Annotated in this window: 23 protein-coding genes; 7 read left to right on the forward strand and 16 right to left on the reverse strand. The window is 60.3% G+C overall.

Annotated elements, in window-relative coordinates:
- Positions 1-77 precede the first annotated feature (77 nt).
- The gene (locus tag CCR95_RS06415) at positions 78-1,013 is read left to right on the forward strand and encodes a histone deacetylase family protein (protein ID WP_201092866.1); all 936 of its coding nucleotides are present in this window, start codon (positions 78-80) and stop codon (positions 1,011-1,013) included.
- A gap of 173 nt (positions 1,014-1,186) precedes the next feature.
- Here CCR95_RS06415 and CCR95_RS06420 read toward each other — a convergent pair whose 3' ends face one another.
- The 3 genes from CCR95_RS06420 to CCR95_RS06430 all read right to left on the reverse strand — a co-directional run bounded on the left by CCR95_RS06420 (position 1,187) and on the right by CCR95_RS06430 (position 3,754).
- Positions 1,187-1,774: a DUF3501 family protein gene (locus tag CCR95_RS06420; RefSeq protein WP_201092867.1), complete on the reverse strand. Its 588-nt coding sequence runs from the start codon at positions 1,772-1,774 to the stop codon at positions 1,187-1,189.
- 62 nt (positions 1,775-1,836) lie between these two features.
- Positions 1,837-3,177 (reverse strand): heterodisulfide reductase-related iron-sulfur binding cluster, encoded by a 1,341-nt coding sequence (locus CCR95_RS06425; RefSeq protein ID WP_201092868.1) that lies wholly within the window; start codon positions 3,175-3,177, stop codon positions 1,837-1,839.
- Between the two features lie 31 nt (positions 3,178-3,208).
- Entirely contained in the window at positions 3,209-3,754 is a 546-nt protein-coding gene (locus CCR95_RS06430; protein ID WP_201092869.1) for a glutathione peroxidase, read from the reverse strand.
- Positions 3,755-4,009: 255 nt separating this feature from the next.
- Between CCR95_RS06430 and CCR95_RS06435 the strand changes: the two genes are divergently transcribed.
- The 6 genes from CCR95_RS06435 to CCR95_RS06455 all read left to right on the forward strand — a co-directional run bounded on the left by CCR95_RS06435 (position 4,010) and on the right by CCR95_RS06455 (position 8,761).
- The gene (locus tag CCR95_RS06435) at positions 4,010-4,753 is read left to right on the forward strand and encodes a ferredoxin--NADP reductase (RefSeq protein ID WP_201092870.1); all 744 of its coding nucleotides are present in this window, start codon (positions 4,010-4,012) and stop codon (positions 4,751-4,753) included.
- Positions 4,754-4,971: 218 nt separating this feature from the next.
- A complete protein-coding gene (locus tag CCR95_RS25195; RefSeq protein ID WP_242523092.1) occupies positions 4,972-5,265 on the forward strand; it encodes an FAD-dependent oxidoreductase in 294 nt (97 codons plus the stop codon).
- 80 nt (positions 5,266-5,345) lie between these two features.
- A complete protein-coding gene (locus CCR95_RS06440) occupies positions 5,346-6,200 on the forward strand; it encodes an FAD-dependent oxidoreductase (protein WP_242523093.1) in 855 nt (284 codons plus the stop codon).
- Positions 6,201-6,769: 569 nt separating this feature from the next.
- On the forward strand, positions 6,770-7,327 hold the full coding sequence (locus CCR95_RS06445; protein ID WP_201092871.1) for a midcut-by-XrtH protein: 558 nt from the start codon (positions 6,770-6,772) through the stop codon (positions 7,325-7,327).
- Positions 7,328-7,873: a midcut-by-XrtH protein gene (locus CCR95_RS06450; protein WP_201092872.1), complete on the forward strand. Its 546-nt coding sequence runs from the start codon at positions 7,328-7,330 to the stop codon at positions 7,871-7,873.
- A gap of 27 nt (positions 7,874-7,900) precedes the next feature.
- The gene (locus CCR95_RS06455; protein WP_201092874.1) at positions 7,901-8,761 is read left to right on the forward strand and encodes a sterol desaturase family protein; all 861 of its coding nucleotides are present in this window, start codon (positions 7,901-7,903) and stop codon (positions 8,759-8,761) included.
- 593 nt (positions 8,762-9,354) lie between these two features.
- On the opposite strand, the gene CCR95_RS06460 is transcribed toward CCR95_RS06455, so the two are convergent.
- From CCR95_RS06460 to dsrA, 13 genes are all read right to left on the reverse strand, one after another.
- Positions 9,355-10,734, reverse strand: a complete 1,380-nt coding sequence (locus tag CCR95_RS06460; protein ID WP_201092876.1) for a cobyrinic acid a,c-diamide synthase CobB — start codon at positions 10,732-10,734, stop codon at positions 9,355-9,357.
- Positions 10,735-10,739: 5 nt separating this feature from the next.
- The gene (gene nrfD, locus CCR95_RS06465) at positions 10,740-11,990 is read right to left on the reverse strand and encodes an NrfD/PsrC family molybdoenzyme membrane anchor subunit (RefSeq protein ID WP_201092878.1); all 1,251 of its coding nucleotides are present in this window, start codon (positions 11,988-11,990) and stop codon (positions 10,740-10,742) included.
- Positions 11,991-12,029: 39 nt separating this feature from the next.
- Positions 12,030-12,815, reverse strand: a complete 786-nt coding sequence (gene dsrO / locus CCR95_RS06470; protein WP_201092880.1) for a sulfate reduction electron transfer complex DsrMKJOP subunit DsrO — start codon at positions 12,813-12,815, stop codon at positions 12,030-12,032.
- Position 12,816: 1 nt separating this feature from the next.
- The gene (locus CCR95_RS06475; RefSeq protein WP_201092882.1) at positions 12,817-13,290 is read right to left on the reverse strand and encodes a sulfur reduction protein DsrJ; all 474 of its coding nucleotides are present in this window, start codon (positions 13,288-13,290) and stop codon (positions 12,817-12,819) included.
- Between the two features lie 17 nt (positions 13,291-13,307).
- Positions 13,308-15,272, reverse strand: a complete 1,965-nt coding sequence (locus tag CCR95_RS06480; protein WP_201092884.1) for an NAD(P)-binding protein — start codon at positions 15,270-15,272, stop codon at positions 13,308-13,310.
- A 137-nt stretch (positions 15,273-15,409) separates the two neighbouring features.
- Entirely contained in the window at positions 15,410-16,975 is a 1,566-nt protein-coding gene (dsrK, locus tag CCR95_RS06485) for a sulfate reduction electron transfer complex DsrMKJOP subunit DsrK (protein WP_201092887.1), read from the reverse strand.
- A 56-nt stretch (positions 16,976-17,031) separates the two neighbouring features.
- Positions 17,032-17,763 (reverse strand): respiratory nitrate reductase subunit gamma, encoded by a 732-nt coding sequence (locus tag CCR95_RS06490; RefSeq protein WP_201092889.1) that lies wholly within the window; start codon positions 17,761-17,763, stop codon positions 17,032-17,034.
- Between the two features lie 69 nt (positions 17,764-17,832).
- The gene (locus CCR95_RS06495) at positions 17,833-18,171 is read right to left on the reverse strand and encodes a TusE/DsrC/DsvC family sulfur relay protein (RefSeq protein ID WP_201092891.1); all 339 of its coding nucleotides are present in this window, start codon (positions 18,169-18,171) and stop codon (positions 17,833-17,835) included.
- A gap of 37 nt (positions 18,172-18,208) precedes the next feature.
- Positions 18,209-18,517, reverse strand: coding sequence for a sulfurtransferase complex subunit TusB (gene tusB, locus CCR95_RS06500; protein WP_201092893.1), 309 nt, complete (start codon positions 18,515-18,517; stop codon positions 18,209-18,211).
- 42 nt (positions 18,518-18,559) lie between these two features.
- The gene (gene tusC / locus CCR95_RS06505) at positions 18,560-18,970 is read right to left on the reverse strand and encodes a sulfurtransferase complex subunit TusC (RefSeq protein WP_201092895.1); all 411 of its coding nucleotides are present in this window, start codon (positions 18,968-18,970) and stop codon (positions 18,560-18,562) included.
- Between the two features lie 12 nt (positions 18,971-18,982).
- The gene (gene tusD / locus CCR95_RS06510; RefSeq protein WP_014777103.1) at positions 18,983-19,375 is read right to left on the reverse strand and encodes a sulfurtransferase complex subunit TusD; all 393 of its coding nucleotides are present in this window, start codon (positions 19,373-19,375) and stop codon (positions 18,983-18,985) included.
- 219 nt (positions 19,376-19,594) lie between these two features.
- Entirely contained in the window at positions 19,595-20,665 is a 1,071-nt protein-coding gene (gene dsrB, locus CCR95_RS06515; protein ID WP_014777102.1) for a dissimilatory-type sulfite reductase subunit beta, read from the reverse strand.
- Positions 20,666-20,771: 106 nt separating this feature from the next.
- Positions 20,772-22,025, reverse strand: a complete 1,254-nt coding sequence (gene dsrA, locus CCR95_RS06520; RefSeq protein ID WP_201092898.1) for a dissimilatory-type sulfite reductase subunit alpha — start codon at positions 22,023-22,025, stop codon at positions 20,772-20,774.
- Between the last annotated feature and the right edge of the window lie 385 nt (positions 22,026-22,410).

The raw sequence follows: 22,410 nt of genomic DNA on the forward strand, positions 1-22,410 counted from the left end.
ATCTGGACATCGCCTGAATCAAGAATCGCACGGGACCAGCCGCGTCACGCACAGCGATCAAGCCTTGAGGAGCTGACATGAACCTCGCCTTTATCTCTCACCCGTCCTGCCAGGAACACCGCATGGGCGCACATCATCCCGAATGTCCCGAGCGGCTCTACGCCATCCAGGATCGACTGATCGCCTCCGGCATGGAGATGCTGGTCAGTCATTATGACGCACCGGCGGCCAGCGTCGAGCAGCTCGCCCGCGTCCATGATCCCGACTATATCCAGCACATCCTCGACACCGCGCCGCGAGACGCCGACACGCTGACCTGGATCGACGGCGGCGACACGGCCATGAACCAGCATTCGCTGGAGGCGGCGCTGCATGCCGCCGGGGCCGCGATCCAGGCGGTGGACCTGGTCATGAGCGACAAGCACCACGCCGCCTTCTGCAGCGTGCGTCCGCCGGGCCACCATGCCGGACGGCGCAGCGGCAGCGGATTCTGCATCTTCAACAACCTCGCCGTCGGCGCCGCCCACGCACTCGAACAGCATGGACTGGAGCGCATCGCCATCGTCGATGTCGACGTGCATCATGGCGACGGCACCGAGGATATTTTCAGCGGCGACGAGCGCGTACTCTTCTGCTCCAGCTTCCAGCATCCCTTTTACCCCGGCACCGGCGCCGACAGCAAAGCGCCCAACGTCATCAACCTGCCGCTGCCAAGGCTCACCGACGGCGCCGCCTTCAAGGCCGCCGCCGAAGCCGCCTGGCTGCCACGCATCGACGCCTTCGCCCCGCAGTTGATCATGATCTCCGCCGGCTTCGACGGTCATATTGAAGACGACATGGCCCACTTCAATCTGCACACCTCGGACTATGGCTGGATCACGCGCGAGCTGCACAAGCTCGCGCTCAAGCATTGTCAGGAGCGGGTGGTGTCCTGTCTGGAAGGCGGCTACACGCTGTCGGCGCTCGGGCGTTGCGTGAGCGCCCATATCGACGAATTGATCGGACATGCCTGAACGGGGCTCGGCGCTCTTGCTGCAATGCAGCATCAGGATAGCCCGGCTACTTGAGGGTTGCAATTCCCCTGGCCCGGCGATCCCGGAAGAGGGGGTGCCGAGTTGCGCTCGGCGGCTTCGCTCCGGCCTAACGGCCGGAGCGCCGACTGCAAGTCGACGAGTTCGACGAACTCCTATTCGCTGCTTTCCAAATCGCTAATCAGAGATGCACGGACCGCTGGCGTGACATCGGTCCGATGAGAGTACTCGGGATGGTCGATGCCGATGGACAGCGCGGCGCCTTCCTGGAGCGCGGCGATCATGGGCGCCGAGAGCTCGAAGCGCAGAAAATGCACCGCCGAGGTTCTGGTCGCGCCCTCGCGCTCCAGATCTTCGTCGGCGATCGCATAGACCCTGTCGCATCCGGCGATCCGGACCCAGACGCGATCCTCGATCCCGCGCAGACGCGCCAGCGCCTCGCGGCGCTCCTCGGCATCCTCGTACTCGATCATGAAGGTTGCCTTCCAGTTGGCGCCGTCCGGGACCATGGGATTGTAGGCGTCCAGTTCGTCCTGAATCCCCTGGGACTCGAAGATGCGCTCGACCCGCAGCATCTCCTGGATCTGATACTGCATGGTCAGGCGGTCTTCGAAATAGAGCGCGGCGTAGGCGCCGATGGCGACTTGGCGGTGCTTCTTGTGCGCCATGACCCTGGCGCGAAAGTCGCCGCGAACCTGCGCGTACTGCTCCAGGCTGTACAAATCGTCTCGCGTCAGATGCATGTTCGTCTCCGCTTGATCTGGCAGCGCCCTGCAGCGGGTGCCCGAGTGTCAGAAAACCTGTTTCAGAGACCGTAGGCCAGGCGCAGCAGGCTCAGCGGATGACGTTGCTGGCCGTCGCGGCCCAGCGCATGGGCGATATGGGCGCCCGCCATCGGGCAATCGCTGCCGAAATGATCGGGCGCCGCCTTGTCGACGCGACCCGCCACCGGTCGCACGATCTTCATGGCGGCGTCGTAGGATTCTTTTTTCACGGCATAGGTCCCGTCGTGGCCCGAGCAGCGCTCGACGATCTCGACCGTCGTGCCCGGCACCAAGGCCAGGATCTCGCGGGTCTTCTGTCCGATATTCTGGACCCGTTGATGACAGGATGCCTGATAGACCACGCTACCTAGGGGCTGCTTGAAGTCCAGGTTCAGCTTGCCTTGCTTGTGGCGCAGCATCAGGTACTCGAAGGGATCGAAGATCCGCGACTTGACCAACTGGACATCGGGATCCTCGGGGAACATCAGCGGCAGTTCCTGCTTGAACATCAGCACGCAGGACGGGATCGGCGCGACGATGTCCCAGCCGTCCTCGATCAGCCGCTTGAGCACCGGGATATTGGCCTCCTTGGCGGCCTTCACCGCATCCAGATCGCCCAGTTCCAGCTTGGGCATGCCGCAGCAGTGTTCCTTTTCCGCCAGGGTCACCGGGATACCCGAATGCTCGAAGACGGCGATCAGATCCTGACCGACGTCGGGCTCGTTGAAATTGCCATAGCAGGTCGTGAACAAGGCCACCTTGCCGGTGGTGGTTCCGGCCGGCTCGCCCGTCGCGATCCGACCGATCCGCGCCTTCTCTTGCTTGCGGAGGGTCCGACTTCGGTATTCGGGGACGCGGGCATCCCGATGGACCTCAAGGATCGCCTCCAGCGCGCGGCGTCCGAGCGGGTTTGCGTTGACCGCGTTTACGAGACCATTGACGATTGGAAAGCCGACCAGCGCGCCGACCCGATCCGTGCTCGTCAGCACCCGATCACGGAATTTGACCTTGCCCTGTCGGTATTTGACCGCCTTGGCCCGCAGCATCAGATGCGGAAAGTCGAGATTCCATTCATGCGGTGGCACATAGGGACACTTGGTCATGTAGCAGAGGTCGCACAGATAGCAGTGATCGACCACCTTCCAATAGTCATCCTTGGCGACGCTGTCCACCTCCAGACTTTCGGACTCGTCGACCAGATCGAACAGGGTCGGAAAGGATTGGCAGAGACTCACGCAACGGCGGCAGCCGTGACAGACATCGAAGACGCGCTCCAATTCCTGGTAGAGCGCGTCTTCGTCGTAAAACGCAGGGCTTTGCCAATCGAGCGGATGGCGGGTGGGCGCTTCGAGGCTTCCCTCCCGAAGAGTGGGCGTCGCCATGGGTCTCGCTCCTTTTGGTCAGTGGTTTCATTCAAAGCAGCTTTTCGATCGCCTTTACCACCTTCGCGCTCTCCGGTCCGGTGGTGCTGATGAAATGATCGACGAGATTGCCGTTGCGGTCGATCAGATATTTATAAAAATTCCACTTCGGATAGGGCGCGCCAGCCGCGGCGAGGCGCTCGAACAGGGGAGCTGCCCTGCCCTTCTTCACACTGACCTTCTCGAACATGGGGAACTCCACCGAGTAGGTCAGTCGGCAGAATTTCTGGATCTCTTCCTCCGAACCCGGATCCTGATTGGCGAAATCGTTGGACGGGAAGCCGAGAACGACGAACCCCCGATCCTGATATTTGCGAAAGAGTGCTTCGAGCCCCTCGTATTGAGGCGTGAAACCGCACTTGCTGGCGGTGTTAACGATCAGGATCACCTTGCCCTGATACGCCTCGCAGAGATTCACGCTCTCCTCGCCGGCGAGTCGGCGCACATCGAGATCCAGCAGGGACGAACAGCTTTTCGGGTCGGCCGCCGCCGTAGCGCTGACAGCGGTCAGCCCAAGCGCAAACAGGGTATTTTTCATCGCAATCCTCCGGTTGAAACCTCCCCTTCAGGGGGATAATACCCAGGGGGTAACCCATTCAGTAGCCGTGTCGCCTGGCTTAGCCGGGCGCGGATTGAAACATGAACGATCTCTTTCGGGTGAGAGTGGACGGGTCAGGAAAAACAGGTCGGGCGGTTCGGGCGGGATTGCAATACCCGCACCCGCACCGATCATGTTTTGAACGCCACAGCAGCCTTTCGCGGGCGACGATCAACCACAGACAACGGAACGGATATGAACGATTGGGTTAAAGCAAAGGTTATCGGCAAGCACCAGTGGGCCGAGGGTCTCTACAGTCTGCAATTCGACGCGCCGATCGCCGATTTCAAGGCAGGTCAGTACATCAAGGTCGCGCTCGACATCGAGGGCGAGCGCATCGGCCGTCCTTATTCGCTGGTCAATGCCCCACAGGATCGCCCGCTGGAAGTCTATTTCAACGAGGTTCCGGAAGGTCCGCTGACACCGCCGCTCTCCGCCCTGAATCCCGGCGACGAGGTTTGGATGACGAACACGGCGGGCGGCATCTTCACCCTCGAAACGGTGGAGCCGGCCGAGACGCTCTGGTTGCTCGCGACCGGCACCGGACTTGGCGTCTATCTCTCGATCCTACGCACCGCCGAACCCTGGGAGCGTTTCCAGCGCGTGATCCTGGTCCATGGCGTGCGCCAAGCAGCGGACCTTGCCTATGGCGAAACACTGGCCGAGATCGCCGGCCGTTATGGGGATCGCTTCAGCTTCATCGCCGCGGTGAGCCGCGAGCAGACTCCGGGCGCCCTGCCCGGCCGCATCACGGATCTCCTGACCGGCGGCCAGTTGGAGGCCCAGGTCGGCGCGACCATCGATCCGGCGACCAGCCATGTGATGCTGTGCGGGAACTCGGCCATGATCAAGGACGCGAAGGCGATCCTGGAGGCACGCGGACTCGTCCGCCATCGTCGCCACGCGCCCGGCCAGTACACCACCGAGCAGTATCATTGATCCTAAAAAGAACAGTTGAACCGCAAAAAACACGAAGAACGCCAAGTCGTTCAATGTCTTGTCTGGATGACGAGAGTTACCCAAAGGGTGATCGTCATGCATATTGCAAGCCCTTGCTATTCTTTGTGTCCTTTGCGCCTTTGCGGTTCAAAATGCCGAATTTAGGTTGATGCGAACGCAACCAGCCAAAGGATACGAAGAAAACACGAGGTGATGTCATGCACGCGGACGTGATCGTCATCGGAGCCGGTTTGTCGGGATTAGCCTGCGCGCTCCGGCTGCGCGCCAGCGGTCTGGAGCCGCTGGTGCTGGAGGCCGCCGATGGAGTCGGCGGTCGCGTGCGCACCGACCATCGCCAGGGTTTTCTGCTGGACCGCGGATTCCAGGTCTTGCAGACCTGGTATCCCGAGGCCCGACAGTGGCTCGACTTCGCGCGCTTGGATCTGCGTCCCTTTTACCCCGGCGCGCTGGTCCACGCCGAGGGCCGGTTGCATCGGGTCAGCGCTGTCTGAAGGGCGACCTGGAAACCCTCTACAACCGTCCGGAATGCACCGCGCTGGAACGGCTGCGCGCGGCCGGATTCTCGGCGCGCATGATCGAGCGCTTTTTCAAACCTTTCTTCAGCGGCGTCTTTTTCGAGCCGGATTTGAGCGTTTCCTCGCGTGCCTTCGAGTTCGTTTTCCGTGCCTTCGCGCTGGGCGACACCGCGCTCCCGGCCCACGGCATGGGCGAGATTCCGGCCCAACTCGCGGCGCGACTCCCGGCGGACCGCATCCGGCTGGGTTGCCGGGTCGCGCGCATCGCGGACCGGCAGGCCATGCTGGACTCCGGCGAACGTCTAAGCGCCCGCGCCATCGTGATCGCCACCGACATGCGCGAAACCACCTGTCTGCTCGGCCAACCGCAACCCGCCGCGATGGCCACTCGCGGCACGACCTGCTGTTACTTTGGGGCCGATCAAGCGCCCTTCGACGGCCCCTATCTCGTGCTCAATGGCGAGGGACGGGGACGCATCAACAGTCTGCTCTGTCCGAGCAATCTCTCGGCACACTACGCCCCGCCCGGTCAAACCCTGATCGCCGTCAATACGCACGGCGCGGACCACAACCCAGACACGCTGGAAACCGACCTGCGCCATGAACTCGCGCACTGGTTCGGCACCGCGGTCGATGATTGGACGCGTCTTGCGGTCTACCGGATTCCTCATGCCCTGCCGGCGCAGACGTCGCCCGTGCGATACCCCGGCAAATCGCCTCTGCGTCAATCGGAGTGGCTATGGACCTGCGGGGAATACCAGTCCGCACCGTCGATCCAGTGGGCGCTGCACTCCGGCCGGCGCGCGGGCGAGGAGATCGTGGGCGAATTGCTTGGCAAGGGCGACGACCGCGATGCGGAGGAGCGTCGCGGCTCCCTTTCGGCAGGCAGGGAACGATCTAAACACCAATAGAAAAATCGATCATGGCGGCTCTCCGGGAGGTCAGGATGGTAACCTTAGCGGGTTTCGCCCCCAAGAGCCGCCGCCCTTATCCAGAACTCACGTTAATTAGATATGTACTGTACTGAGGCGATTGTTAATCGTAACTGCCGCGCTTGTTGGCCAACATCTCATTTTTAAATGCTACGATGCGAGACATGACCCCGATCCTTTCGATCCTTGCTTGTGTTTGTCAAGGGAATACACGATGATCACGAGAAATTGATGATGCTTGTGCGGGAACATGGATCCCTTTTTGGGGATTGGAGGCTCAAGGAAAAGCCGGAAGGGGTCTTGCCAGTCCCCGGCAGCAGGAGGGAAGCGGGTGAAGAATGATCAATTTCCTAAAAATTTTGAAAATTTTTAGGATTTTTAGGGGTAAGCAAGAAGGTGGTTATGAATGCTGGTACGCCAATAGGTCATTCTGTCTAAATCGCGTCCATAACGAGATGTGCCGTTTCGAGAGGTCGGCTAGGTTGGCAGCCCTGCGTGACACCGGAGTCAATGCAGTTTAAGCAATTCAAATTTATAGGGATAAGCAGATGAACAGACCGAAGTGGAAATGGAAATGGCTAAGTGTACTATTGCTTATGCCCGGTTTAGCCGCAGCGCAGGTGGACGACGGCAGCATTACATTTGGGCCAGTGGGGACAAGTATACCGACGCTGGGCGGTACTGCACTCCTATTAGTCGCATTGTTTCTCGGGTTCCTTGCCTATCAGGCCATACGCAAGAACCAGGGCCGTGGCAACGCTGTCTCGCTCCTTGCCGGTACCCTGGTCATCGGGTCTTTGGCCAGCGCCGCAGGTGGTTTCGCGCTGATGCGCGATGCTGATGCCGGGACCGGGTTCGGGTTTCCGATCAAAATTCCGTCGGGGCAAGTTATCTCGTTCGGCTGCGCCCCGGACATGTATTTTGAAAATCTTTCTGGTGTGACGATGCAAGTCAACGTGCTGACTCTTCCGTCGAAATGTACTCTAACGACCGTCCCCGACGACGACTACTCGTATCCACCCTGTACGCTTTACCGCCAACTTACAAATTCGGCCCGGTGCGTTATCGACTGTGATGCAATCTTATGTCGGGGGGAGATGAAGTAGATGAACAGACTTACGCTGATTTCGAAGTGGAGAGGGCTGAGTGTACTATTGCTTTTGCCAGGCTTAGCCGCAGCGCAGACGAACGGCAGCATTACATTTGGGCCAGTGGGGACCAGTATACCGACGCTGGGCGGTACCGCACTCCTGTTGGTCGCATTGTTTCTCGGGTTTCTTGCCTATCAGGCCATACGCAAGAACCAGGGCCGTGGCAACGCTATCTCGCTCCTTGCAGGTACCCTGGTCATCGGGTCTTTAGCCAGCGCCGCAGGTGGTTTCGCGCTGATGCGCGATGCTGATGCCGCCGTGATGGGGTTTACGATCGACATTCCGGCGGGGAAAGTTTTCTCGTTCGGCTGCGGCCCGTTAAATTATTTTGATAATAAATCTGGTGTGCCGATGCAAGTCAACGCGCTGACTCTTCCGCCGAACTGTACTCCACTGACCCACCCCTCGGTTCCAACCTGTACGCTTTACAGCCAACTTACAAATTCGGCCCGGTGCGTTATCGACTGTGATATGACCTTATGTCTGGCGCCTAGCGCCTGATATAAGGTTATTTCTGGGAATTGTGATATGACAGACCAAGTCAACATCCTCGGACCGTCCTCTGAGCATGTGGCGCTAACGTTGCTGCTCAACCACCAAGACCTGATAATGCTCGTCGCAACCTTCGGCGGCATGCTGGTCTTGTTGATGTGGGAGCGCGTCTGGCCACGCCGTCATTCACCTGATTTGCCGATCAGTCGTTGGTGGAATAATTGGCTGCTCGGTTACCTCAACTTTGCCATCATTCTGTGGCTGCTCCGTCTTGTGGAACAGTCCTCTTGGTTCGCCGCCCTGAGACCAGAGCAGAGCTTGTTGGAGCACATGCACCCTGCCTTGGCGTTGCTCCTCCTCCTTTTTATCGTGGAGGGCATCACCTATGCACTACACCGGTTGTTTCACGTCAGCCCGTTGCTGTGGCGCTTTCACGCGGTCCATCATCTCGATACGGAAGTCGACGTGACCACTTCGCACCGGCACCACATTGTCGAAGTGCTTGCCACCACCCTCATCGTCATGTCGATCATCTTCCTCCTCAATGTGCCTGCGGTAATCGTAATGTTCGTGGCTCTGCTGCGGTTAATGATTGCCCTGATGAGCCATAGCAACCTTGATCTCCCGGAATCGGTTGACCGGAGGTTGCGCTGGTTTATTGTGACACCCGATTTCCACCGCCTGCATCACAGCAGTGATCCACGTCACACGAACAGCAATTATGGTGCGGTGTTTCCCTGGTTTGACTATCTGTTTAACACCGTAAGCACTGTCCCTTACAAAGAACAGAGGCACATGCAACTGGGACTGGAGTATCTCAGGGGCAGACGAGACTCACGCCTGGATCAACTGCTGTTACTGCCATTCGTCTGGAAACGCCGCGCACTTCCCATCTGAACGGCGCTCAGTTCGCATTGTGAAGTTCTCGACCGGCATCAATCCTCTCGGCTCACATGGATCCAACAGAATTGGTTTTACGGCGCATAAGACACGGGCAAGGTTTGCGAGAATCAGCGGCATGCAACGACCATACGAGCAAGCAGACCGGCGGTGCAAGCCCGCTGTCCACACCGATCCTGGACAAGCTGGGCTTGCCCTTGGAGGGGTGGGTGCGCCGTAGCGCCCGTCAGCTCGTCCAAGGCGCCATTGAGGTGGAGGTCGATGCGCCGTTGGTCGTCCGATCCTCAGTCAACAACCCGGATTGGGTCACGGCGAGTTTGGACGACGATGAAGCGATCGACTGTCATCACTGACTTGGAGGCGAGCCTCGACCAAGGCCCGCAGAGCGGATGAGTTCAACGGTGAATTAGAAAGAATCCGTACTTATGGCACCACATAGATTCCATGTTTACGGTATTAGACCGAATCCGTTTAACCTCCAAGGTGAACTGACCAGGAAATGGTTGGACTAGGAAGATGAGTCAGCGTCGGCGCACGCCTTGAAGCGAAAGACGCGTTTTAAACACGGATCTCCATCTGCGGCACTTTCATCACTCCCCCAAGCACCGTCTCACATGCGCGAGAAACCGACCGGTCCAGCCGTTTCCGCCGACATCGCGTAGATGACTGTAGCAGGCGAGCAGATTGCCTTGCACGATTCCGTCATGCGCTCCGTCCACCCCGGCGCCACGCAGGATGTCGTAACCATAGATCCAGGACGGATCGGGCCGCACCACGGCTGAGTGGTGGAACTCATGGGCGGCGATGTCAGCGGGTCGAGGCGTGAGTCGCGGCCAGGGAAAATCCGCCGTCTCGCGCAATCTGACATAGCCCCTGCCCTGCGGTCGCGGGCGCATCTCGACCTCGGCCTTGAGCGCGCCGACCATCGCGCGGCGCTCGCCGTTCCAGCTCATGCCTTCGCAGAGATACATGAGGCCGCCGCACTCGGCGTAGACCGGCCCGCCGTCGGCGATGAACTCGGCGATTCCCTGACGCATCGAGCGATTGGCTTCCAGTTCGGCCATGCGGCATTCGGGGAAACCGCCGCCGAGAAAGAGCGCGTCCACGTCTGGAGGTTCGGCGTCGGCGACTGGGCTGAAGGACACCAGTTCCGCGCCGCCGGCGGCGAGTGCACGTAGATCGTCCGGATAGTAGAAACCGAATGCCGCGTCTCGGGCGATGCCGATTCGTAGGGGCGCACCGTCAAACGCGACCCTCGATGCGGGCGGCGCGACTGGATCGGGGCGCGGCACCTGCTCGGCAATCGCGATCAGTCGATCCAGATCGACCTGTTCGGCGATCCGGCGACGAATCCCCTCGATCCAGGCTTCGGCGCCATCGGCTTCATTGCTGGGCATCAACCCCAGATGACGTTCTTCGATCGCGATCGCGTCATCCCGATGCAGCACGCCAAGCACCGGCAGATCCGTATAGTGCTCGACGACACGGACAAGATTGACGGCATGACGGGTACCGCCGACCCGATTGAGCACGACACCAGCAAGATTGAGATCAGGATCGAAGGCCCGATAGCCGAGCAGGAGGGGCGCGATCCCGCGCGCCATGCCATGACAGTTGACGACTAGAATGACCGGGGCTTGCAGATGTTTGGCGAGTTCGGCGTTGCTGTTGGCGCCGGCCAGGTCGGTGCTGTCGAACAGGCCGACATTGCCCTCGATCAGCCCGAGATCGGCGGTGCCGAGTTCGTGACCGAAGGCGGCGGCGATCTCGGCCCGGTCCATGGTGTGGAAATCCAGGTTGAAACAGGCGCGTCCTGCGGCCTGCGTCAACCAGAGCGGGTCGATGAAGTCAGGGCCTTTCTTGAAAGGCTGTACGACCAGACCGCGATTGCGCCATTCGCGACAGAGTCCGATCGTCAGCGTGGTCTTGCCGGAGGATTTCTGCGGCGCGGCGAGATAGAGATGGGCCATCGGTCTCAGGCCGGCTTGGCGAATGCCTCCTCGCTCAGGGTTTCCTCGTCGACCGGCACCACGTCGTCCGCCAGCGATTCGGGCAGGAATTGCAGCACCCGCACACCCACCACCGTGATGATCAGTGCTATCGCGACTCCGCCGAGCCCTAGCAGAACCTCGGGGATGGTGGGACTGTAGGGTCCAGGCTGACCGTTGACGCCATCGAAAAAGCCGGACTCCAGGATGGTTTGACCGGGGAACATCTGGATGGGATAGGCTTGGCTACCGATGATGATCACGTAGAGGGTCGCTAGTCCGCCCAGGATGACCAGGGAACAGGCGGCCACGATCCAGTTGCGCTCCTTACTCAACTCCGGGTGATAGAGAATCCCGAGCGGCAGCAGACCGCCGATCAGCACCCAGCCAACCCAGAACAGGAAGGTATAGATTCCGCCGCTCAGCATCAGCCAGTGCTCCAAGCCATCGTTCTTGGCGCCGTAGAGATTGGTCAGGTGATACACCAGGGTGAAATAGAGTACACCGGCGACGAAGACGCCCAGAAGATTCTTCAAACGTCTCAAGACTTTGGGTCCGATCGGACGGCCTTCGTCGTTGAAGGCGAACAGCAGCACCAGCATGAAGATTGCCAGTCCGTAGGCGAAGGACATGATGACGAACATGGGCGCCAGAATCGCCGCGTCATAGGCCTGGCGGGCGACCAGAAAGCCGAAGATGGCGCCGGTGCCGGTCGTCAGCGCGAGGCGCCACAGAAAGGCCAGGATGCCGACCGGCCGATTGAACGGCCCGCCCTGACGATCCGCCATGGTCCAGAGATAGGCGATGACGATCACCATGAAACCGGTGTAGAGGAAGATGTTCCAGGCAAAGATGGAGCTGAAATTGTAGTTCGTCATCGCGACGATGAGTCGCTCGGGACGCCCCAGATCCATGACCAGCACCAGCAAACCGCCCATCAGGAGCGCCACGGCCAGCAAGCCGGAGAGACGTCCGAGCGGCTTGTAGATCGGTTTGTGGAAGACGGTGCCGATGGAGGCGATATTGAGCGCGCCGGACGCGGCGATGATGAGGAACACGGCGAAGACGTGCGGGGTACCCCACACCACCGAGTTATTCATGCCGGTGACCCAGTGGCCGGTGTGCTCCATGTAGCCGAAGGCGAGAACGGCCGTCCCCGCGACCGCGGCCAGAATGCCGAGGATGCTCCAATAACGAGCGGGTGGAATACGCCACTCGCGATAGACGATTCGTTTCATGATCGGTTTCACTCGCCTGATTGAGACGCCGGAATGGATTTAGACGCCGGAATAGCGCACGCCCGTGTTCAGGGACAGATCCTCGCGGATCTGCCGGCTCGGCATGTCCTTGAGCAATTGGCTGATCGGGCTCGCGGGATCCTTAAGATCGCCAAACACGATCGCATGGTGGCCCTCGGCGGCACAGGCATCGACGCAGGCCGTAGACTCCTCGCCGAAATCGCGGCGGTGGACACAGAGGTTGCAACTCTCGACGCAACCCTTGCCGCGCGGGACGGCCGTGAGTTGACCGTGCACGGCCTCGTGGATAAAGTTTCTGGCCTTATAGGGACAGGCCATCATGCAATAGCGGCAGCCGATGCAGAGGTGGCGGTCCACCATGACGATGCCATCCGCGCGCTTGAACGAGGCGCCCGTGGGACAGACATCGACGCAGGGCGGATGCTCGCAGTGCTGGCACATCATGGGCAGCGTGGTGACCCGCCCGGTCTGGTTGTCCTGGAGCTTGACCTTGCGGATCCAGACCGCCTTCTGACTGTCCCACTTGAGCGGCGACTGGCTCTCCGGCTTCGACTGCATATCGAGCCCGTTCTCCCGATCGCAGGCCGCAACGCAGGCCGAGCAGCCGTCGACACATTTAGCGGTATCGATCAGCAGACCCCAGCGAACATCGGCGGTGACCGGCTCCGAGCGCGGCGCAGCGGCGACCGCATGCAGCAGCACGCCGGGGGCGACTACCGCGGCCGTGACGCCGGCGGCCACGCCCATGAAGGCGCGGCGGCTGGGATCGACCGCTTCATCGATGGCTTCGTTTTCGTCTTTCATCTCAGTGGTCCTCTCCATCGCGACGAGACTGGACCAACGGCCCGACACCCGCCGCCCGATGCGCGGCAATGGCCGTGGCATCGAGTCGCGCCCCATTGGGCACGGCGGCGTGACAGTCGAAGCAATTCAGGTCGATGGCGGCGAACGCATGGCAGGCGCCACAGAACTGATCCGGATCGTTGATTGGCCTGGGAACCCGTTCCTGGTCGTAGCTGATATGGCAGTCGACACAACCGGACAGGCTGTATTTCTCGGTTCGGATGCCTTCATGAACCGTGGCGATGCGTTGATGCTTGATGAACTCCATGTGCTGACGGCGTATCCGTTCGGTTGGCTCGACACAGGATTCAAGCCCCGCGGCCCGCGAGCCTTCGACCACGTAACGCTTCACGTCCTCCGCCTGAACGGTCTGGACGGCAAGCGTCCAGACCAATCCGACGGCGACGAGGCTCGCTCTGAGTACGGCTGTAGCCATCGACGCCTCCAAGGGCCTTACTCGCCCAGTCCCATCTTGATGTAACCGGTCGGACAAACGTCGGCGCAGATGTGACAACCGATGCACTTGGCATAGTCGGTATCCACGTAACGGCCGGTTGTCCGACTGTTCTTGTCGACCCGGAAGACAGCGTCCTGCGGGCAGAAGATCACGCAGTTGTCGCACTCGAAGCACATGCCGCAACTCATGCAGCGCTTGGCTTCGTCGATCGCTTCGGCCTCGGTCAGCCCGATGACGCGCTCGTGGAAATGACCCAGCACGTCCTCGGAACTCGGCACCTCTTCCTTGCGCAGATTGCGCGCCACGTAGTTGAAGTGTCCCAGGAAGAGTTCGTCGTGCGGGATGACCTCGGCGCCCGAGCGATCCTCGTAGTTGTGGATGGCGTAGTTGGCGGAAGACGTCCCGCGCATGTCGCCGCGCTCGGCTGGCTTGAAGGCTTCCGGGGCCAGATGCGCCTCGGTCATCTTGTCCAGCAGATTGAAGTGATGCACGTCGACCTTGGGGCGGCGCTTGTGCTCGGCCTGATTGACATAGGCGTCGATGGACTCGACCGCGATCCAGGCCTGACCGATGGCGGTGGTCAGCAGATGCGGGCGGATAATGTCGCCGGCGACGAAATGCCCCGCCTTCCCCGGCACCTGATAGAACTTGTCGGAGTCCATCAAACCGCGGCCATTGTCGAACTTTTCCAGACCGGAGAGATCCCCGCCCTGCCCGATGGCGGAGACGATCAGGTCGGCGGCCAGCACGCGCTCGGTGCCCTCGACAGGTGTCGGACGGCCATCGGTCATGGCGCAGTCGGCGACCTTCAGACCGGTCGCGCGACCGTTGGCGTCCTTGATGACTTCGAGCGGCATGACGCCGTCGAGGATGGTCACGCCCTCGCGGGTGGCGTCATGTACCTCGTGTTCGGAGGCGGTCATCTTGTCGCGGGTGAACAACGAGGTCAAGGTGACCTCGGCGCCCTCGGCGGCGGCGGCATTCGCGGCATCGTGCGCCACGTAGCCATCGCGGATGACGGTTTCGGGCAGATCGCTGTTGCCGGTCTTGGTGATGTGACCGAGCCGGCGCGCGACCGAGACCACGTCGATGGAGGTGTCGCCGCCGCCGACGCAGACCACCTTGTCGGCGGTGAACTTCATCCGGCCTTCGTTATACGCCTTGAGGAAGGCGACGCCCGAGACGCAGTTCGGGGTGCCCTGCCAGCCCGGCACCGGCAGACCGCGCCCGGATTGACAGCCGATCGCCCAGAGGATGGCGTCATAGTCCTTCTCAAGCTGTTCCACACTGACATCGGTGCCGACGCGGGTCTTGAGTTTGACCTCGACCTGGCCCAGATCGAGGATGCGCTGAATCTCGGCGTCGAGCTTGTCGCGCGGCACGCGATAGCCGGGGATGCCGAAACGGAACATGCCGCCCAGACCCTCGTTCGACTCGAAAATCGTGCAGGCGTGCCCCTTGCGACGCAGGTTATAGGCCGCCGCCAGACCGGCTGGGCCACCGCCGATGATGGCGACGCGCTTGCCGGTGTCGGCCGGCGCGGCGTCGAACTTGTAACCGTTGGCGATGGCGGTATCGCCGATGAATTGCTCGACCGCGTTGATGCCGACGAAATCTTCAAGCTCATTGCGGTTACAGCCGTCCTGACAGGGCGCGGGACAGACCCGACCCATCATGGACGGAAAGGGATTGGCGTCGGTGGAGCGGCGGAAGGCGTATTCATGCCGATCCATGCCCGCCGGCGGCTGCTCCATGCCACGCACGATCTGCAGCCAGCCGCGAATATCCTCGCCCGAGGGACAGCTTCCCTGACAGGGAGGCGTCTTGTGGACATAGGTCGGACACTTGTGTGAGGTGTCCTGATTGAAAATCTTGTCGGTCAGTTTGTCCCAAACATGATTGCCGTCTTCAAAACGGCGCCATGAGGGCTTGGTCTTCATCTCGTCGCTGGAAGTCGCCATCGTGTTCAGTCTCCTCTACCAAATGATGCCCTGACGCGGGATCAGGGGGGTTCGTATCAGGTCGCGAGGCCGGGTCGCGCAGCGGGCAACGCCCTGCCCTTGCGGATGGCCCCGGTCAGGCCGCCTCGTCTGTCTCGTTATTCTTCGTTCGGATCGGCGTCGTTCAGATCGTCTTCGTCGTCGAGGTCATCATCCTCGGCGTCGTCATCGGGTCCTGGAGTCAGCACGATGGCATCTCCCACCAGTTGATGCAGACTGATGATCTGATCCATCTCCATGCCGTAATAGGGCAACACCTTGCTGAACTGCGTCTTGCAGATGGCGCAGATGGCGGCCATGTGGGTGACGCCCTTTTCCTGAATGACATTGTTCAGCGCATCGAGACGGGGCTTGGCGCCCTTGACCCGAAGTTCCATCAGATCGTCGGTCAGCAGACCGCCGCCGCCGCCGCAACAGAAGGTCCGGTCGCGGATGGTGTCCTCGTCCATATCGTAAAAATGGTTGCAGACCGCTCGAATAATGTCGCGCGGGATATCGAACTGACCGCCGGGCACGTCGCCCATCCGCGAGGCGCGGGCCACGTTGCAACTGTCGTGATAGGTCAGAACCTTGTCGTCGTTCTCGCTCTTGTCGAAGGTCAGCTTGCCGCGCTGGATCAGGTCGTGGGTGAACTCGCAGATATGCTGCGGCACCGGATAGCGCGGATCCAGGAAATCCCAGGGGCCAGCCAAGGTGTTCAGAAAACTGTAGGCGACGCGCCAGGCATGACCGCACTCGCCGAAGATAATGCGCTTGACCTTGAGCTTGATGGCAGCTTCGCGGATGCGTTGGGACACGCGGCGCATGTTCTCGTAGGAACCGATGAACATGCCGAAGTTGGCCGCTTCCGAGGCATGCGAACTCAGGGTCCAGGAAATCCCCGCCTCATGGAAGACCTTGCCGTAGCCGATCAGACCGTCGACATGCGGCTCGGCGAAAAAGTCCGCCGAGGGGGTGACCAGCAGGATCTCGGCCCCCTCCTGGTCGATCGGAAAGCGGACCTTGACGCCGGTGTCGTCGAAAACGTCTTCTTCCAACCCTTCCAGGGTATCCGCCAGCGCCGGGCCGGGCAGCCCGAGATTGTTGCCAATCTTGTAAACCTTGGCGATGATTTCGTTACAGTATTTCTGCCCGACGCCAATGCTGTCCATGATCTCGCGCGCGGCCATCGAGATTTCGGCCGTGTCGATCCCATAGGGACAGAAGACCGAGCAACGGCGGCACTGCGAACACTGGTGGAAATAGCTGTACCAGTCGTCCAGCACCTCCTTGGTGAAATCCTCGGCACCGACCAGTTTCGGGAAAAACCGCCCCGCCAGGGTGAAATAGCGCCGATAGACCTTGCGCATCAGATCCTGACGACCGACCGGCATGTTCTTCGGATCGCTGGTGCCCAGGAAATAATGGCACTTATCGGTACAGGCGCCGCACTTGACGCAGGAGTCCATGTAGACCCGTAGCGAGCGGTATTTGCCCAGCAGGTCGCCCATCTTGTCGATGGCCTTCGCCTGCCAGTCATCGACCAGTTCGCCCGGAAAACCAAGCGCGTCCTGGAACTCGGGCTTCGCCACAAACGGCAGGCTATGCGCCATCGCACCGGAAGTGACCGCCGGAACTTCGGTGTACTGGGTCAGTTCCGGAACTACAAATGTTGCCTTGGCCATGGATCAACCTCGTATGCAAGCGACGCCTTGGGCGCGCTGGGGGTCTCGCGTTGGACTCATTTCTGTTCGAGTTGTTTTGCCCAGGGCGCGATATGACGAACCTCGCGCGGGTTGTCGGCCTGATTGCGGGTCGGGCTGAAAAAGAGTCCGGGGGCATGCAGCAGCTTGCTGTACGGGAACACGATCATCAGCAGCGCGACCAGGAAAAGATGCAACAACAGCAACGGATCGGCCGGGAGCGGCTGGATCTCGTAGGTATAAAGCCCCAGGAAGAAGGCTTTGATTTCCACCACGTCCGTATGGAACACGAATTTCATCAGCAGGCCCGTGCAACCGATCAGAACCAGCAGCGCCAGGATCAGGTGATCCGAGGGCGATGAAATGTACCGCACGCGGTCGACCAGAAAACGGCGCGCCCAGAGACCGCCGAGGCCCACGATCATGGCCATGCCTCCGTAAATGCCGAAGGGCTGCACCAGTTGAATCGGGAACCAGACCGGCTCCATGAAATAGCGCAGATGCCGCAGCGTGACCAGCAGCAGTCCGAAATGGAACATCCAACCGAAGATCCAGGTCCATTTGTTGCCCCGAAACAGGCTCTCGAACAGGACAACTTCGCGCGTCATCCGCAAGACCACGCCGCGGGTCGTGGTCGGCGCCGGCGTCGTCGGGATCTTCAAGGGCGCGGGGGTCATCGTGTACTGCGCGATCTTGAAGACCAGGCCAGTGACGAGAACCAGAGCGGCAAAATAGAACAGGAAGACGTAGAAATTCGTCAGAAACGCCATGTCTCCGCTACCTCGGTGGATCGATAATAAGGTCCGGGGAGCCCGAGGGCTCCCCGGAGAACCGCTGCCTTAGACGCAGCCGGTCGGCTTGGGAAGACCGGCGAAACGGCACGCCTGCTTAGCGGGTCCGTAAGGGAACAGGCTGTAGAGATATTTGCTGTTGCCCTTTTCCTTGCCCAGCTTCTTGCCGACGGCCTTGGTCAGGACGCGCACGGCGGGGGCGATCTGATATTCCTCGTAGTACTCACGCAGGAATCTGATGATGTCCCAATGCTCCTCGGTGAGCTCCAGGTTGTCCTGCTTGGCCATCACGCCGGCAATCCCTTCAACCCACTCGTTCAGGTTGGCCAGATAGCCTTCTTCGTCCACGGCATACTGCTTGCCGTCAACCTCGATCGTGTCTGACATTGCGCTATTCCTCTCTTGATTTCGGTAAAAACGAAAACTACAACCAGGCTTGAACCGTGTCGTGTTCCGCGGTGAGATCCACGAAGCCCGCATAGTCCACGACACTGATCCCAGCGATCACGCGCTCATCGGAAAAACCCCGCGCTTTCAGATCGGGGCCGAGCACATGGATTTTAAGCTTGTCGAGCGCGCCGGCCACCTGGGCCTCCACGCTGGTACCCGACAGCGCCGCGTAGATACCATCCTCGAACAGCAGGACGGCCGCGCCATCGGTGGCAAACTTCAAACAGGATTCTAGCGAATTCCGCTCGAAGGGTGATTTATTAACGGTATGCAGAATGGCCATGCGAGTCACTCCCCGGAGACTTTAGGATCGCGAGACAGAGGATCAGAAGCTGAAGATCGCATCGGAGTCGTTCATCAGTTCGCTGACGCGCGCCGAATCGATCACCTCGACGATGTTGTCGATCTCTTCCTCGGTCTCGAAATCCTCCCAGGCGATCTCGACCAGATCCTCCTGAGTGATCCCGCGCGCTTCCATGGAGGCGCGATCCACATAGATTTTCTTGACCTCATAGTCGCCCAGGGTGCGATAGGTCGGGGAGAAGTTTTTCATCCCGATGCCCTTGGTATCCTGACCCTTGGTGAGCTGATAGACCCCGTCATCGAGAAACACGACGCTCACGTCCTGATCGAAGGCGGCGCCGATCAGCACGACTTCCAGGGCCTCCCAGGCGTAAATCGTCCCGTAGGGGGCCTTGCGGTTGAGGTACATGAATTTCTTCACGACTTCCGACATGTCTGGATCCCCTTAATCGCCGAAGACGACGAGACGGTCGGCCTGGATCGCCGCCTCGACCAATTGCCCGAGTCCCGAGATGCGGAACTTGGGATGGATGTTGGTGGCGTCCTTACCGTTGCGGCTTGCTTCTCCCTCGTCCACGATCCCGCGACGTTGGGCGGCGGCGACGCAGACGACCATGTCGAGATCGTACTGTTCGGCCAGCTCGGCCCAGCGGTTGACGATATGACGGTCGTCCTGGGGCGGCGTCGTCAGACGCGTCGAGTTATTGACCCCATCATGGTAAAAAAAGACCCGAAAGATCTCGTGCCCTTTTTCCAGCGCGGCCTTGGCGAACTGATAGGCCGAGTCCGACGCCTGATGCTGGTAGGGTCCCTCGTTGATCTGAAGTGCGAACTTCATGTCGACCTCATAAAGAGTTGTCAGTTGTCAGTTGTCAGTTGAAGAACCCTGGAACCTCTCCCGCCTAGAGGCCGAGGCGATGGACACCCCGACATCCCAGGCGATTCCATTAAAACAGGTAAATCAAAAATCATACTTTTAAACCGCGTCTCGCCAACGTCACCAGATGGCTCCTGGATCCATGTCGGCTGACACAGCGCCTGTCACACTGGACGCGGTTTAAAAGCGGATATAGGTGGAGCTGTTGAAGCTCGCCCGCGCGCCGCGCCAGGTATCGATGTGATACTTGGTGAACGGCAGCTCGACTTCCTCGAAGAAGCGCGGCCAGCCGATGCGCTCGATCCACTCGTTGACCCGCTCCCAATCGCGCGCGCCTTCCTTGTACGCCTTGAGGATGCGCTTGACGATGGCGGTGGCTTCCGGCCAGCGCGGCGGGTTGTTCGGAATGCCGGCGGCGACCAGCTTCTGGAAGGTCGGCTTGCCGCGCGCGTTGGAGTGATTGCCACCGACCCAGATCGCCAGCTTGGAGTGCTCGGCGTCATTGATCTGCATGGGCGGACAGGGCGGATAGCAGGCGCCGCAGCAGATGCACTTGCGCTCGTCGACTTCCAGCGAGGGCTTGCCGTTGACCATGGCCGGACGGATGGCCGCGACCGGGCAGCGCGCCACGACCGAGGGACGCTCGCAGACGTTGGCGACCAGATCATGGTTGATCTTCGGCGGTTTGGTGTGCTGGATGTTGATCGCGATATCGCCCTGCCCGCCGCAATTGATCTGGCAGCAGGAGGTGGTGATATGCACGCGGTTGGGCATATTGGCGTTGCGGAACTCGTCGATGAGTTCATCCATCATCGACTTCACGACGCCCGAGGCGTCGGTGCCGGGGATGTCGCAGTGCAGCCAGCCCTGGGTGTGGGAGATCATGGCCACCGAGTTCTGGGTGCCGCCGACGACGAAACCGGCGCCTTCGAGCGCATCGATCAGCGGCTGCACCTTGGTCTCGTCATTGACCATGTACTCGATGTTCGAGCGCAGGGTGAAATGAACATACCCATCGGCGAACTGATCGCCGATATCGCACAGCTTGCGCAGGGTGAAGACATCCAGGATGCGCTGGGTGCCGGCCTTGACCGTCCAGATTTTGTCGCCGCTGTAGGCGACATGCAACAACACGCCGGGGCGCGGATGTTCGTGATATTTCCATTGCCCGAAGTTCTTGCGCATCGTGGGATGCAGATACTGCCAGGGATCGGGGCAGCCAGATTCGATCGGCTCGCGCATGTCCGCCATTGCCTGTCCTCCAGTTTTCTGTCGAAATTTGAGTATGGTCGTCAGGATCGGGTCGCTCGGCCCGAGGCGGACTGATCAGCGTCAGCCGCCAACGGACTAGACCGAATTACTTGCCAGCCTCGGCTTGACGGTCGAACCAGGCCTCCGCCGCCTCGTCCCAACCGTCCATGCGGATATAGGAACTCTGGCGCGGGTGACTGAGCATGTTCGGATCCGGGTCGACCTCGATCCCTTCCAGGAAGTTCGCCAGCCCGATGCGCTCGATCATCTCGCCGCAGCGCTCATGCTCCAGGCCATTCTCGGCCCAGAAGTCGATGATGGTCCCGGCCAGCTCGACCATGGACTCGTAGTCTTCCTCGGTTTCGAGCTTCTTGAAGGGAACCAGCACGGTGCCCATCAAATCGCCGATCTTCAGGGTACGCTTGCCGCCGATCAGAATCGTCACGCCCTTGTCGTCGCCCGGATGCAGCGCCTTCGGCATGACATTGAGACAGTGCATGCAGCGCACGCAGTCGCGGTTATTGACGGCGAGCGTATTGTCATCATTGAGCGACAACGCCTGGGTCGGGCAGCGCGTAATCACATTGTCGATGTAATACTGACGGCCCTTGTCGGCAATATAGTTCTTGACCTCGGCTTGGTCGACTTTCATATCGTCGCGCCAGGTGCCGATCACCGCGAAGTCCGAACGCTCGATCGCATTCTGACAGTCGTTGGCGCAGCCGGAGACCTTAAACTTGAACTTATAGGGAAGCGCCGGGCGATGCACGTCGTCGACAAAGTTGTTGACGAGCATGCGATGGGCTTTCAATTCATTGGTGCAGGACATCTCGCAGCGCGCCGCGCCCACGCAGGACATCGCGGTGCGCACGCAGGGACCGGCACCGCCGAGATCCCAACCGTATTCGTTGATTTCGTCGAAAAAATGCTGGGTGTTCTGGGAATCCGTCCCGATGAACATGATATTGCCGGTCTGACCGTGGAAGGTCACCAGACCGGAACCGTATTTCTCCCAGCTATCGGCCAATTGGCGCAGCATGCCGGTGGAATAGTGATTGCCCGCCGGGGGCTGCACGCGCAGGGTATGGAATTCCTTGGATTTCGGGAAGGCCTTGCCGACCTCGGAAAAGCGCGGAATGATGCCACCGCCATAGCCGAAGACCGAGACCGTGCCGCCTTTCCAATAGCCCTTGCGGGTCTCGTAGGAGTGCTCTAGCTGACCCAGCAGGTCATTGGTCATCTCGTTGATCCGCGCGTCCGGATGCTGGTCGCGCAGACGTTTGATGCCCGAAATGAAACTCGGCCAGGGGCCGGTTTCAAGCTGGTCGAGCATCGGGGTAATGTGCTTATCGATAGCCATTGCGCATTCTCTCCTATCAATTAACCAGGAAAGGGAGGATTGAGTTCGCATGCACATTCGCGCCGCGGCGGGCGAACCGGGGCAACACGTCGATGCATCACGTCACGTTATTCTTTCGGATGGAAAGCGATCGCCATTTCAAGCAGCGATTCTTTCCTGCCGATCATTTCATCGTCGAATGCTAATGTACCGATGAATCCGGCAGCCGCCTATTCCACGATTGGGAGGGCCGCCGACCGATCGTCTATCTCTTTCGGGATATAGCCCTTTCGATGGCTCGCGATTCGGGCGAATGAAACGTCAGACGCCGACGTAGGTGTCCCCCCACTTGGTCGTCACGTCTTGCATTTGGAATGCGCGGATGCTACAGCCCGATGACGGGTAA

The organism is Thiocystis minor (assembly GCF_016653465.1).
GTDB classification, from domain to species: Bacteria; Pseudomonadota; Gammaproteobacteria; order Chromatiales; family Chromatiaceae; genus Chromatium; species Chromatium minus.